At 58.1% G+C, this 13,891-nt stretch carries 9 protein-coding genes; 7 read left to right on the top strand and 2 right to left on the bottom strand.

The annotated features are described in order from the left end of the window. Positions 1-68: 68 nt before the first annotated feature. Positions 69-1,253 carry a cystathionine gamma-synthase gene (locus tag G1C97_RS08695; protein WP_169241426.1) on the top strand — a complete coding sequence of 395 codons (1,185 nt, stop codon included), beginning with the start codon at positions 69-71 and terminating at the stop codon, positions 1,251-1,253. Positions 1,254-1,357: 104 nt separating this feature from the next. Here the strand turns inward: G1C97_RS08695 and G1C97_RS08690 are convergent, their stop codons facing one another. Continuing rightward, positions 1,358-3,070, bottom strand: coding sequence for a L,D-transpeptidase (locus G1C97_RS08690; protein ID WP_169241425.1), 1,713 nt, complete (start codon positions 3,068-3,070; stop codon positions 1,358-1,360). 143 nt (positions 3,071-3,213) lie between these two features. Here G1C97_RS08690 and G1C97_RS08685 point away from each other — a divergent pair, with 143 nt between their 5' ends. From G1C97_RS08685 to G1C97_RS08675, 3 genes are all read left to right on the top strand, one after another. Beyond that, positions 3,214-5,226 carry a RecQ family ATP-dependent DNA helicase gene (locus tag G1C97_RS08685; RefSeq protein WP_169241424.1) on the top strand — a complete coding sequence of 671 codons (2,013 nt, stop codon included), beginning with the start codon at positions 3,214-3,216 and terminating at the stop codon, positions 5,224-5,226. A gap of 165 nt (positions 5,227-5,391) precedes the next feature. Next, entirely contained in the window at positions 5,392-5,898 is a 507-nt protein-coding gene (locus G1C97_RS08680) for an S-ribosylhomocysteine lyase (protein WP_100496741.1), read from the top strand. Positions 5,899-6,445: 547 nt separating this feature from the next. Then, entirely contained in the window at positions 6,446-6,988 is a 543-nt protein-coding gene (locus tag G1C97_RS08675) for a GNAT family N-acetyltransferase (protein ID WP_169241445.1), read from the top strand. 149 nt (positions 6,989-7,137) lie between these two features. Here the strand turns inward: G1C97_RS08675 and G1C97_RS08670 are convergent, their stop codons facing one another. Continuing rightward, on the bottom strand, positions 7,138-8,580 hold the full coding sequence (locus G1C97_RS08670) for an APC family permease (protein WP_169241423.1): 1,443 nt from the start codon (positions 8,578-8,580) through the stop codon (positions 7,138-7,140). A 282-nt stretch (positions 8,581-8,862) separates the two neighbouring features. Between G1C97_RS08670 and alr the strand changes: the two genes are divergently transcribed. The 3 genes from alr to dnaG all read left to right on the top strand — a co-directional run bounded on the left by alr (position 8,863) and on the right by dnaG (position 13,848). Further along, positions 8,863-10,221, top strand: a complete 1,359-nt coding sequence (gene alr / locus G1C97_RS08665; RefSeq protein WP_169241422.1) for an alanine racemase — start codon at positions 8,863-8,865, stop codon at positions 10,219-10,221. 155 nt (positions 10,222-10,376) lie between these two features. Continuing rightward, entirely contained in the window at positions 10,377-11,663 is a 1,287-nt protein-coding gene (locus G1C97_RS08660; protein WP_169241421.1) for a deoxyguanosinetriphosphate triphosphohydrolase, read from the top strand. 82 nt (positions 11,664-11,745) lie between these two features. After that, positions 11,746-13,848 carry a DNA primase gene (gene dnaG, locus G1C97_RS08655; RefSeq protein WP_169241420.1) on the top strand — a complete coding sequence of 701 codons (2,103 nt, stop codon included), beginning with the start codon at positions 11,746-11,748 and terminating at the stop codon, positions 13,846-13,848. Positions 13,849-13,891: the final 43 nt, after the last annotated feature.

The following is a 13,891-nucleotide window of genomic DNA, read 5'->3' as shown; positions in this document are numbered from 1 at the left end:
GCTCGTCGACGTATCATCCGACCCATTCAACCAACGACCATCAACCAATAGCAGGAAGGAATACTCATATGTCCGCTGAATACAACGCCAAGTTTGCATCCGCCGCTCTCGCCACCCGTGCCATTCACGCCGGTCAAGAGCCCGATCCCACCACCGGTGCCGTGGTGACTCCGATCTTCGCCACCTCCACCTTCAAGCAGGATGGCGTTTTGGGCCTCAGAGGCGGCCACGACTACTCGCGCTCCATCAATCCCACCCGCACCAGCTTCGATGAGCAACTCGCTGCCGTGGAAGGAGCCAAATACGCATTGAGCTTCTCCTCGGGCCTGGCCGCCATCGATGTGCTGCTGCGTTCCACCATCCTGCCCGGCGATAACATCCTGCTCGGCAACGACGTGTACGGCGGTACCTACCGTCTGCTCGCCAAGGTGTTCGTGCCGTGGGGCGTAGGCCTTGACGTAGTGGACATCACCGACACGGCCGCTGTAGAGCAGGTGCTGGCCGCCAAGCAGTACAAGTACGTGTGGGTCGAGACGCCATCCAACCCACTGCTCAACATCACGGATATTGCTGCAACTGCGGAAGTGGCGCACAAATACGGCACCAAGGTGGTGGTGGACAACACCTTCGCCTCGCCGGCGCTGCAGCATCCATTGGACGAGGGGGCGGATGTGGTGGTCTACTCCACCACCAAATACATCGGCGGACACTCCGACGTGGTGGGTGGCGCCGTGGTGTTGAACGACGAGGAGACCCGCGAGAAGGTGGCCTTCCTGCAGAATGCCGCCGGTGCCGTACCCTCCCCGTTCGATTCCTGGCTGGATATCCGCGGCCTCAAGACCCTGGACTTGCGCGTCAAGCGTCACAGTGCCAACGCGCTGAAGGTGGCCGAATGGTTGGAATCCCAGCCGGCTGACGTGATCGAGCGCGTCTGGTACCCAGGTCTTGAATCCCATCCGGGCCATGAGATCGCCGCCCGTCAGATGCACGGCGGCTTCGGCGGCATCGTGTCCGTGCAGTTGGCGGCGGGTGCCGAAGCCGCCAAGCGGTTCGTGGACCACACCGAGATCTTTACGCTGGCTGAATCGCTCGGTGGCGTGGAAAGCCTGATCGAAGTGCCCGCGGCCATGACTCATGCCTCTGTGTCCGGCACCACGTTGCAGGTGCCCGCCAATCTGGTGCGCATCTCCGTGGGCATCGAAAACGCGGACGATCTCATCGCCGATCTCAAGCAGGCGCTGGATCGACTGTGAAGTAAGCCGTACAGCAACGTACAGCAAATTGATGTGAGATTTCTGATATGAAAAATCCCTTGTCCCACATGGAGCAAGGGATTTTTCATGGTCCGCTCTAAAGGTCAGGCTCCCTGCCAGTTGGTCGCATCCGCGCCGGCCGCACGCAATGGCTGACCAGAGGTAGGCGTCGTGCCATCGACCACTACTCGGGTGCCGATCACCGCCCAGTCATACATCCACTTGGCGTCGGCAATCTGCATATTGATGCAGCCGTGTGAACCGGGGATGCCCTGCTGCACGTAAATCGGGTGATCGCCCCACATGTACGGGGGAACGGCATGCAATGCCTCACCGCCGTTGTAGTAGGAGATCCACGGGGTGGGCTGGGAGTAGCCGGGGCCGGTCATCGTCTGCTGTTCGTATTTGAGATACACATAGAATGTGCCGGTGTCGGAAATACGATCCGGCGTGGGCAGACCAGAGGCGATGAGGAACGTCTTGACCGGCGTAGTACCCTGATAAGCGGTGGCGGTCTGATTGGTCAGATCCACGTGGACCCATTTGTCGCCGTTGGCCACATCGAAGTTATGCGGCACCTCGACTTGCTTGACGTCATATGGATCATCCTTGACCGCTACGGTCGAATCGGAAGATTGATTGGATTCGATGGCGCCGGCCAGCTGGTCTGGGGCATTGCCCGGGCCGGTCACCGTAATGCCATCTACGCCGAGTGTCTTATCGGCGCCGATTTCCACACCGCCTTCGGACTTCGGGGTGATGTAGGTTTCGCGGGTCACCTTGCTTACTGTCAGTTCCTTGGTCACCGCTTCGCTGGACACGTATTGGGTGATTGCATCGCGATTGATCGCCAGGCTCATCGCACCGGTTTTCTTGTCAATGTTCGTGGTGATGAACGAGGCAATGGTTTCCGCCGGGATCGTAACGCTTCTGTTGACACCATTATCCACGGTCAGATTGAGGGCTAGCTTGGCGTTGGCGTCCGCCTGAGCCTGTTGTGCGCTGGCGTCATCTACCGGATTTTGCGCGGTTACCAGTTTCGCGGAGACCGCATGCGTCTCTCCCGGAGCGGCTATGGCCTGCTCCACAGCGGACTTGACCGTAGAGGGATTCGGCTCCTGACCATCCTTGCCCTCCACCACGTCGAACTGTCCGGATTCCCGATTGTATGACAGGCTGGTATTCTGCGCGCGCTCGGCCTCATCGACCAGACTATTGGTGGCGAACTGTTCGGCGGTGTCGTTGTTCGTGGTTGCGACAAGCGCCACATGCGCACGATTGAAGACGTTCAGCTTCGCCACGTCGCCGGTTTTGGCGTTCAGCAGCGAGTCCACGGTTTTGTTCTCGTCTACGCTTACGCCAAGGTCTTTCAGCGATGCGGTCACCGTCTTGCCGTTGGCGCTGAACGTCACGGACGTGCTTTTCATCTGCTTGGCGACCGTATCCTTGAGCTCCTCGCGAGTCTGACCGGTTACGGAAACATTGCCCAGATATACGCCGGGTGCCGCCTTGTCTTGGAAATACCAGCGGCCGACGAAGAAGTAGGTCACCAAGGAGGCCAACAACAGTGCGAAGATCGCGGCGGCGGTGATTACGCCGACCTTGACCCCGCTGCTGCGACCTTTGCCGCGTCGTGCGGCGTGTGCGCCGACATATGGGGCGTCTTTGGCGTTGGCGTCTGCAATGCCGGATGCTCCGGTGAAAACGGCGTCGGCGATCGCACTCATGCCGTCCGCCTGAATCGGCTTGATTACCGCAGTTTCCTGATTATCCGGGAGATCGTCCGGAAATGAGAATGAAGTTGTTTCGCTGGCCATAGGTGCCCCACTAAACTCTCTTTTGACTGCATGTCCTTTGCCGCATCATAATACCTGCAGGCTACGAGGTCGGCGGTTTTGTTTGGCCACGCGCGGAAATCGGTGAGCATGACGGGCTTACGTTACGCATACACTGGACAGTTATGACATCGCAACAGGCGGCGCTGGGGGCGCTCAAACGGTATTTCGGCTACGATTCGTTCCGGCCGGGGCAGCAGGGGATTGTCGAATCCTTGCTGGAAGGCCAGGATGTGCTGGGCGTCATGCCGACAGGTGCAGGCAAATCGGTGTGCTATCAGGTGCCTGCCGCCTTGTTGCCGGGTATCACTATCGTGGTTTCTCCGCTGATTTCGCTGATGCGTGATCAGGTGGACGCCCTCAACGATCTTGGCCTTACCGCCGCTTTCGTCAACGCGACCCAAACGCCGGACGAGCAATCGATGGTGTTGGCCCAAGTGGCCGCAGGTCAGGTGAGGTTGCTGTACGTGGCTCCGGAACGTTTGGAAACCGGACGATTCCGCGATTTCGCCGTGCGCACGCCGATTTCGTTGATCGCCGTGGATGAGGCGCACTGCGTTTCCCAATGGGGGCAGGATTTTCGCTCATCATATTTGGGTATCGGTGGTTTCATCGCTTCGCTGCCGACTCGACCGACGATCGGGGCGTTCACCGCCACCGCCACCGAGCGCGTGCGCCAGGATATCATCACGATTCTGGGACTGCGTAATCCGACCGTGACCGTGACCGGTTTCGATCGGCCGAATCTGTACTTTGACGTGGTCAAGCTGGAATCAAAATATAAGGCCGCATGGATTGCCCGATACGTGGCCGATCATGAGGACGAGTCCGGCATCATATACTGCGCCACCCGAAAGGAGACCGAGGCGTTGGCTGCCGCCCTGAATCAGATGGGGCATCCGGCAGTCGCCTATCACGGCGGCATGTCGCCGGAAGTACGGGAACAGGCGCAACGTGACTTCATTACGGACCGGGTGCCGGTGGTAGTGGCTACGAACGCTTTCGGCATGGGCATCGACAAATCCAATGTGCGGTTCGTAATCCACCACAATATGCCTGAATCCATCGAAGCCTACTATCAGGAAGCCGGGCGTGCGGGGCGTGACGGTGAACCCAGCCGTTGCACGCTGTTGTGGAATGAATCCGATATCGTCACCCGACGCAGACTGCTGGACACTGATTATGAGAACGAACGATTGACTCCTGAAGAGCAGGAGATCGTACGCCAGTCCAAGCGGCGTCTGCTTGACGGCATGGTGGGGTACTGCCGTACCACAGACTGTCTGCACCGGTATATGACGCGGTATTTCGGGCAGGAGTTGGAGGATTCGTTCGATCGCACGGATCATGCGGTAGGTGGCGATGCCCATTGTGGCGATGCGGATCGTGATACTGGCGGTGATCGTGGGGCGGCGCCACATAAGTGCGGTGCCTGTTCGAATTGTGAAAGCACATTTGAAACCATTGACGTGACTCGCGTGGCGCGAGCCATCAGCCGTTGCGTACATGACGTGAACCAGCGCGTGGGTTCCGGTAAGATCGTCAAGATTTTGCGTGGCTCCAAAGCTCAGGATTTGGCGTGGCTGAACCCTGAGCAGATGCCCACGTTCGGCATGTTGAAGGATGTGAATGAGGCGCGTATTCGTGATGTATTGAGTCAGATGGCCACAGACGGGTTCCTGTTCATCGCGGAGGGGCGTTTGCCCATCGTGATGTTCGGCAAACGTGCCGCAGAAACCGCCGCAGCCGATTTCCATTATGAAATCAAACGGGTGGAGCGTAGGAGCGTGGCGGCTGGCAGCAGCGCTGGGGCGAAACGGAATCGTCTTCACGGCGGCGCTTCCGTCATATCCGCTGATGCGTTGGCCGGTTCGGCGCTGGGCTTGTACGTCCCGGATGATGACGAGGAGGCGCTGTTCCAGAAACTGCGCGACTTGCGCCGTACCATCGCCCAAGAGATCGGCAAGCCGCCGTACATCGTGTTTTCGGATAAAACTCTGCGGGATATGGCTCGCATCAAGCCGGTCACCAACGCTCAGTTCCTTGCCGTCAACGGCGTGGGCCAGCATAAGCTTGATCTCTACGGTCAACGATTCATGCAGACCGTTGCCTTGTTCAATGCAGGGAATATGCAATAACTATCTTGTATAGCGGTTTACGGGGTGTTTCCGGACCTTCCTATGGAACCCGACTACGATTGCTTACCATATCCGCAATACTGGGATCCGCAATACCGGACAGATCGGTTCATCATATTGATCAACCATACAGAACCCATGCGGAATACGGAAAGGAATGAAGGAATGGCAGACGAGACGAGTGCGCAGCCGGCCGGCAAGCCGGTGGTGGAAAGCTTCCAGCTGGACCACACCAAGGTCAAGGCGCCGTATGTGCGCTATATCGATACGGAAAAAGGGCCTCACGGAGACGTGATTTCCAATTACGATCTGCGACTGACCCAGCCGAACAAGCAGGCAATTCCCACTGGCGGCTTGCATACCATCGAGCACACGATTGCCGTGTTGCTGCGCGAACGCATCCCCGGTTACATTGATTGCTCGCCGTTCGGATGCCGTACCGGTTTCCACCTGCTCACCTGGGGCGAGCACCCCACCGAGGAAGTGGCCCGTGCGCTCAAGGAATCGTTGGAATTCATCGCCTACGAAGCCACTTGGGATGATGTGCCTGCTACCACCGAAGTCAGCTGCGGCAACTATCGCGATCACAGCCTGTTCACCGCCAAGGAATGGTGCAAGCAGATTCTTGAGGAAGGCATCAGCTCCGACCCGTTCGAGCGCAAGGTGGTGTGAGTCTTTTTCTCTCCCCGTCTCGTGGCTCGTCGTTCCTCGCGCTCTCCCTCCGTCCTGTGGTTCGTCGTTCCTCGCTGTTGTTACCGTCGGTTGTTCCTTGGTTGTTCCTCGGTTGTCCCTCGGTTGTCCCTCGGTTGTCCCTCGATCGTTCCTCCCCGTCGCGTGTTCCTCGCGAATATGTTCCACTGCGGTTGTATCAGTGAGTCATATTCGCGGAAGGGGGGCATCCCAGCGAAGGGGGATGACCGTATCTCGCGAATATGTTCCACTGGGTTCGAATCAGTGAGCCATATTCGCGAGGGTGTCCGTTCCCTGCGAAGGAGATAGACGTCCTTGCAACGGGGGATTGACCATACCCCACGAAGGGGAATGACCGTATCTCGCGAATATGTTCCACTGGGTTCGAATCAGTGAGCCATATTCGCAAGGGGGAGACGAGGAGCCGTAGCTTTGTGCCTATGACATGGTAGGTTTGCCGTCAGTTGTGCGTCAGTTATTATTGGCTGGCAGCCGTCATTGTCGAGAGGTGGAGATGACTCATACCACAATGGTTCAGTCCAATGATGCAGGCAAGGCCGCGAACCGCCGCTTTCGCCACGCCACCATGCGTGATTTTCCTCAGATGCAGCGCATCTATGCGCATGCTCGTGCATTGATGGCCTCCAATGGCAACCCGACGCAATGGGGCACTCAGTTTCCCCGCGAGTCCGTAGTATTGGACGATATCGTCAACCAGCGCGCCATGCTGCTGGTAGATGAATATGATGGCCATGAGCGCATTCTGGCGCAGTTCGCGCTCTGCCCGGGGGAGGATCCCACCTATCTCAACATTGATGGTGCTTGGCTGGACAACAACGCATATGTGACTATCCACCGCATCGCATCCGCAGGACTGGTACGCCATGCCGCTCGCGACTGCATCAAGTGGGCATTAAAGCATTATGGCAATGTGCGCGCCGATACCCATCCCAACAACAAAGCGATGCAGCATGTACTGGAATCGGCGGGATTTGCCCGTTGCGGGCTGATTCAGCTGATTGACCGACCGACTGATACCACTAGAATCGCCTATCAGCGCCACGAATGGTGAGTTGAGCGCGGAGTAACGGAGCGTCTTGATTGGTGCCGCGCGTGTTATTCCACGTTCAACTGGCGGATATGGGAAAGGCTCCTCGTGAAGAGGAGCCTTTCCCATATGCAATGCCTGTATGCTCTATGCAACAGACCAGTTCGGTCTGATCAGGCCTTGACCTCAGCGTTGACGTTCACTGGGTCAAGCTTGGAACGCTTGCGGCTGTAGCCGAAGTAGACCAGAAGTCCCAAGCCGAACCAAATGGCGAATCGTACCCAGGTCTCCCAGTTGAGGCCTGCGATCAGCACGAAGCAGAACACAATGGAGATAATCGGCGTGAACGGCACGAGCGGAGCCTTGAAGCCGCGGTGGGCGTCCGGCTGAGTCTTGCGCATCCAGAGAATACCGGCGGACACGATGATAAACGCGGAGAGCGTACCGATGTTCACCAGCTCGAACAGCACATTGATGTTGATGAATCCACCGGCGATGGCGGTCAGGATGCCGAAGAACCAGGTGCCCTTGAACGGTGTGCGGTACTTCTTGTGTACGTGGCCGAAGAACTCGGGGAAGAGGCCGTCGCGGCTCATGGCGTAGCAGATGCGGGACTGACCGTAGAGCTGCACGAGCATCACCGTGGTCATACCGATCAGAGCGCCGAGGTTCACGATCACGGCCAGCCAGTTCAGTCCAGTGGCCAGAATCACACCGGCGACCGGGGCATCGATAAAGTTGGCGAACTCCTTGTACGGCACCACGCCGGTCATGATGAGCGTCATCACGATGTACAGCACCGTGGAGATGGCCAGGGAAAGCAGAATACCCTTGGGCAGTGTCTTGTTCGGGTTCACGGTTTCCTCAGCGGAGGAGGAGACGGCGTCGAAGCCGATGAAGCTGAAGAACACAATAGAGGCGGCCGGCACAATGCCATATGGCTGAGTGGAACCGGGCTGGAAGGTGTAGATGCCGTACGGGGAGAACGGATGCCAGTTGGCTGGGTTCACAAACCACACGGTGCAGACGATGAACAGCACGATAATGATGAGCTTGATCATCACCATGATGTCGTTGGTGCGCTTGGTCTGGTTGATGCCGATGGACAGCACCCAGGTGATCAGCAGCACAATCACGAAACCGGGCAGGTTGAAATACGTAGTGACGCCGGGGGTCGTGCCATAAGCGGCGGTCAATTCAACCGGTAGATGCAGACCGAAGTCTTCAAGCAGTTTGTTGAAATAGCCAGACCAGCCGGCAGACACGGTAGCTGCCTGCAGAGCGTATTCCAAAATCAAATCCCAGCCGATGATGAAGGCGATCAGTTCGCCGAATGCCAGATAGGCATAGGAATAGGCAGAACCGGAAACCGGTGCCATGGAAGCGAATTCGGCGTAGCACAGACCTGCAAAACCGCAGCAGATGGCGGCGAGCAGGAACGAGACGGACAGTGCCGGGCCGGCGGTAAGCGCACCCTTGCCGGTAAGCACGAAGATACCGGTACCGATGATCGCACCGATGCCGAGCATCGTCAGATCAAAGGTGTGCATGGTGCGCTTGAGCGGAGTGGATTCGGATACGAGCTGATCCACGCTTTTTTTGCGGAAGAGATCCATAGTTCTTCTCTCATGAACTTGGTTTATGGGGCTAAACCGGACGGATTTCCGGGATCCCGGCACGCCTCAACGCCGGGAATCAGACAACAGTTCGCGTAATCAAGCAATTATGCTTAAGAGCTGTATAGTTCGGATAGTCTACGCTTGACTTGCGGACAACAATGCCTCAAGTCCGCGATAAGAGCCGCGTATGTGTAACTTTTGGGTTACTTTTCGTTCAAAGTTCGCTGGAATGTGGCCTCTTCGTTCACACGTCACATTGTCGCGCAAGAATAGGGAATCATGAGCATGAATGCAGCACCCGAAATTAGTTTCTCCGGCGAACAGGGCAAGGCCAATTACGCGGCCGCCCTGCGGCAATACCCCGCGCAGGCCATCGTGGATCTTAAAGCCATGCGAGACAATATGGCACATTTGGTTTCCGTGGTCGGTGGCCCTCATTCTGGTACGGCGGTGATGGGTGTGGTCAAGGCCGATGCTTACGGCCATGGTCTGCTGCCCTCTGCGCTGGCTGCGCTCGCCGGTGGTGCCACATGGCTTGGTACCGCGCAGTCTCATGAGGCGTTGCTGCTGCGCAAGCTCGGCATCGGTCCGGAGCGTTGCCATATTTTGACTTGGGTCTACAACGGTACACAGGTGCCGTTCGATGAGTTGATCGCTGCCGACATTGATGTGTCCGTCGGCTCACTGCCCGGTATTGATGCCGTGGCCGCTGCCGCGCGTAAGCTTGGCAAGCCGGCTCGTGTGCATGTCAAGGTCGACTCCGGTTTCGGACGTAACGGGTTCACTCCGGCCGGGTTTGATGCGGCGCTCGCCAAGCTGGTGCCGCTCGCTAAGGAAGGCGTGATTGAGATTATCGGCCAGTGGAGCCACTTGGCTGTAGCCGATTCGCCGGATGTCCCTGAATTCGTGGCCTCCACCGACCGTCAGATTGAAACGTTCAAAGACTTCACCCGGCGGATGGAAGCGGCCGGCATTGCGCCTCAGATTCGTCATCTGGCGAATACCGCTGCCACGCTGGACCGTCCGGAAATCCATTTTGAACTGACTCGTCCTGGTATCGGGCTGTATGGTTATGAGCCTGATCCCGCCATGGGCACTCCGCGTGACTGGCATTTGACGCCGGCCATGCGTCTCCAGGCGCAGCTGGGCACAGTCAAGGATGTGGAGGCCGGTCATGGCATTTCATACGGCCGTACGTACCTCACCCCCGACAACACCTCTACCGCCATTGTGCCGCTCGGCTACGCCGACGGCATCCATCGTTCCGCCTCTGGTTTCGATATGGAAGGTGCCAAGCATGTGGAGAAGCACGGCGGTCCGGTACGTATCATGACCACGCAGGGGCCTCGTCTGCTGCGCGTGTGCGGTCGTGTGTGCATGGACCAGTTCATTGTGGATCTGCACGGTTCCGCCGATGAACTTGGTGTACACGAGGGTGATACGGTCGAGCTGTTCGGCCCGGGGCGTGGCGAGGACTTCGCTGAACCTACCGCCGACGATTGGGCCCGTGCTGCCGACACTATCAGCTACGAGATCTTCACCTGCCTGAGAAACCGTATCCCGCGCCTTTACGAGCATGCCGCCGAAGTGTTGCCGCCCGAGGATTTGGCCAAGCTTGACGCTTCGACGCTACTGTGAAGCCATGAGATGAGGTTCCTGAGAAAAAGCCGCGCTGACAACTGCTCAGCGCGGCTTTTTCTCGAAATGGGGCTTGAGCGCGAGAATTTGTTGCACTGAGAACCGATCAGCGCGGCTTTTTCTCGCGATGGGGGATCGTTTCGTACTATGGTCTTATGGAAATGACGCGGGATGGGGAACCGGTATTGGTCAACGAGGGGTATAACGCCTGTGATGAGGAGCGTTGGGCTCCAGAGCCGCCGAAGTCCAAATCGCGCACCGCTTTTGAACGCGATCGCGCTCGTCTGATTCATTCCTCGGCGCTTCGCCGCCTCGGGGCAAAAAGCCAGATCTTGGTGGCCGGCACCGATGATTTTGCCCGAACCCGTCTGACGCATACGTTGGAAGTCGCTCAAATCGGCCGCCAGATCGGCGCTCTGTTGGGCTGTGACCCGGACGTGGTGGATTGCTCTTGCCTGGCCCATGATCTGGGGCATCCGCCATTCGGGCACAACGGGGAGCGCGCGCTCGCCGAAATCGCCAAAAACATTGGTGGATTCGAAGGCAACGCCCAGACCATGCGTATCCTGACCCGATTGGAGCCCAAGATCTTTCATCCGGATGGTCGTTCGGCCGGCGTGAATCTCACCCGTGCGGCATTGGATGCAGCGGTCAAATATCCATGGACCTTGGCCGAAGCCGACCAGCATCCCAAAGGGGAGCGGTCCAAGAAATTCTGTGTCTATCCGGACGATGAGCCGGTATTTCGCTGGCTGAAGCAGCATGCACCCAAGGCGGCCAAGCCAATGGAATGCCAGATCATGGATTTGGCGGACGACATCGCCTACTCCGTGCACGATGTGGAGGATTCCATTGCCACAGGGGCGTTCGATCCGATTGTCCTGAGCGATCCGAAAGTGCTGGATCATATCGTGGAAGCCACGCGTGCCTGGTATGGAACACGGTGGAATCCGGACGAATTGCTCGCCGCCTACCGCAGATTGCGTCAGGAACGGCTGTTCCCCGCTCACTTCAACGGGTCTCGTTACGCGCTCGCACAGTTGAAGAACATTACCTCCGACCTGATCGGACGTTTCTGCTGGTCCGTTGAAACCGCCACGCGCGATACATACGGCGCCGGCCCGTTAACACGGTATTCCGCGAATGTGGTGATTCCCGAAGCCACCTCATACGAAATTGTGGCACTGAAAGGCATCGCCGTGTACTTTGTGATGGAGCCGAGGGAGCGAGAGCCGTTCCATGAACAAGAGCTGAAGATCGTGGAAGATTTGGTGGATGTGCTGATGGCCGCTTCGCCTCGGCCGTCTGATGCGCTGGAGAATCAGTTTTTGGATGACTGGCATGAGGCGACTAATGATGACGAGCGCTTGCGCGTGGCCATCGATCAGGTCGCATCGTTGACTGATAACTCGGCACTGGCACTGCACTCGATTCTGTGTTGAGCCGACAGCCGGAAACGGCTTGCCTGTGTCGCTGACGGTAAAATTTTACCGTGTCCCGGTTCTGGCGGTAGTCTAGTGAGCTATGGTCGGGATGATTAAGAAAGAAGACGTTGAGAAGGTGCGCGCCGCCGCGGACCTGTATGACATCGTATCCGCGACCGTGACGCTCAAGCCTTCGGGCACCGGCACCTATGTGGGGTTATGCCCATTCCATGATGAAAAGACCGGCAGCTTCAATGTGCGGCCTTCCTTGGGGGTGTGGCATTGCTTTGGTTGCGGCTTGGGCGGCGATGTGTTCAAGTACGTCGAACAGGTTGAGAACATCGACTTCCGTGAAGCTGTAGAGCTTCTGGCGGATAAATACCACATCGAGCTGCATTACGAGAATTCCGGCAATGCCTCTGGACGGCCGGACGGCACCGGCTCCAAACGCACTCGACTATTGGAAGCCTGCGAGGAAGCCCAACGCTTTTTTGTCGCCCAGATTTTCACCAAGGAAGCGCTGCCAGCCCGAAAGTTGCTCGGAGGCAGGAATTTTTCGCAGGCGGATTGCGAACGATTCGGTTGCGGATATGCGCCGCAAGGTTGGGATAATCTGGTCCGGCATCTGTCGTCCAAAGGCTTTACACAGAAGGAGATTCTGGATGCTGGACTCGCCCGGCAGGGCCAGCGGGGCATCTACGACTATTTCCGCGGCCGTGTGACATGGCCGATCCGCGATTCGACCGGCCGCACGCTCGGTTTTGGCGCTCGCAAGCTGTATGAGGACGACCAGATCGCGGCGAAGTACATCAATACGCCTGATACGCAGCTGTATCGCAAAAATCAGGTGCTGTACGGCATTGATTTGGCCAAGTCCGCCATTGTCAAGAAACGTCAAGTGGTGATCGTCGAAGGTTATACGGATGTGATGGCCATGCATTTGGCCGGTATCGACACGGCCATCGCCACCTGCGGTACGGCGTTCGGTGCCGAGCACGCCAAAATCGTGCGCCGGCTCATTGCCGATGATTCGCTGGGGGCGGTGCAGCTGGTCGGTCCTCTGAAGGTCAAGGATCAGCCGCTGAGCTCGCGCATCGTGTTCACGTTCGACGGTGATGCGGCCGGGCAAAAGGCGGCATTGCATGCTTTCGGGCTGGATTCGGCGTTTCTGTCACAGACCTTTGTCGCGGTGGCGGACGGCAACCTCGACCCTTGCGATTTACGTATCGAGCGCGGCAACGAAGCGGTGCGTTCGTTGATCGCCGGTGCCAAGCCGCTGTACGATTTTGTCATTGATGCGGCCATCAATCGTTTCGACCTGACCTATACTCCCGGCCAGGTGGGTGCCATGAAGGCCGTGGCGCCGCTGGTGGCGCAGATTCGCGATCGCTCACTGTGGGACGCTTATGCGCGCAAGGCCGCTGGACGCATCGGCGTGGACTTGGAGGTGATGCGCCGCGAGGTCATGTCCGCACGCCGTCAATTGCGTGTGCGTGATGAGGATGCGTATGCGTCTCGCCGCAAATCTGTCCGTGAAGATGAGCCGCGCATGGAGCCGGGGTCCAACCCGTACGCCAATCCGGCCGTTCGTAAGGCTTTGGAACGCCGTGATGCCGCCGAGCAGACATATTTCAAGATTGATGATGCCGTGTTCATCGCTGAGCAGCAGTTCATGGCCACGCTTATTCAGGTGCCGCGCGCCATTGACCGCACCATGTTCAGCCAGCTTACGTTGGATCATTTCATGAGTCCGGTGTTTCGCACGTTGTTCCAAGCCATTGTGGCCGCAGGGGGATTGCCGAGCGATGACACTCCTCAAGGGTTGTGGATGCATAATCTCACCAAGGCCGGCGGACCGATGCTCAATCAGGTGATCAACGAGCTGGCAGTCATGCCGTTGCCGCTGCCTGGCGATGACAAGGGCAGCGGAGCCCAGCCGATACCGCCGAACGCGCAGGGCATGGCAGGAGAAGCGGCCGCTGTGCAATTGCGTCCCGCCACCAAGGAAGAACAGCGATATGCCGCTGAACTGCTCACCCGTCTGCTGGATATGGGCTTCATGCGTCAGATCGGCTTGGCGAGGCGTCGTATGGCCCAATTGCCGGATGGCGAGGAGAAAATCGCGCTGCTTGGGCAAATCGCCCGTATGGAAACCGCCCGCAAGGATCTTCAGGCGCAGGTGTATGGCAATACCGTTGGGTAGCGGTGTACGTCGGCTCCCGCTTGACCTGTGTGCTCATGTCTCG

Origin of the sequence: Bifidobacterium olomucense (assembly GCF_012932375.1) — a bacterium.
In the GTDB taxonomy this organism is placed as follows: domain Bacteria; phylum Actinomycetota; class Actinomycetes; order Actinomycetales; family Bifidobacteriaceae; genus Bifidobacterium; species Bifidobacterium olomucense.
The sequence above is the reverse complement of the archived record's forward strand: the minus strand, read 5'-3'. Positions and strand labels throughout refer to the sequence as shown.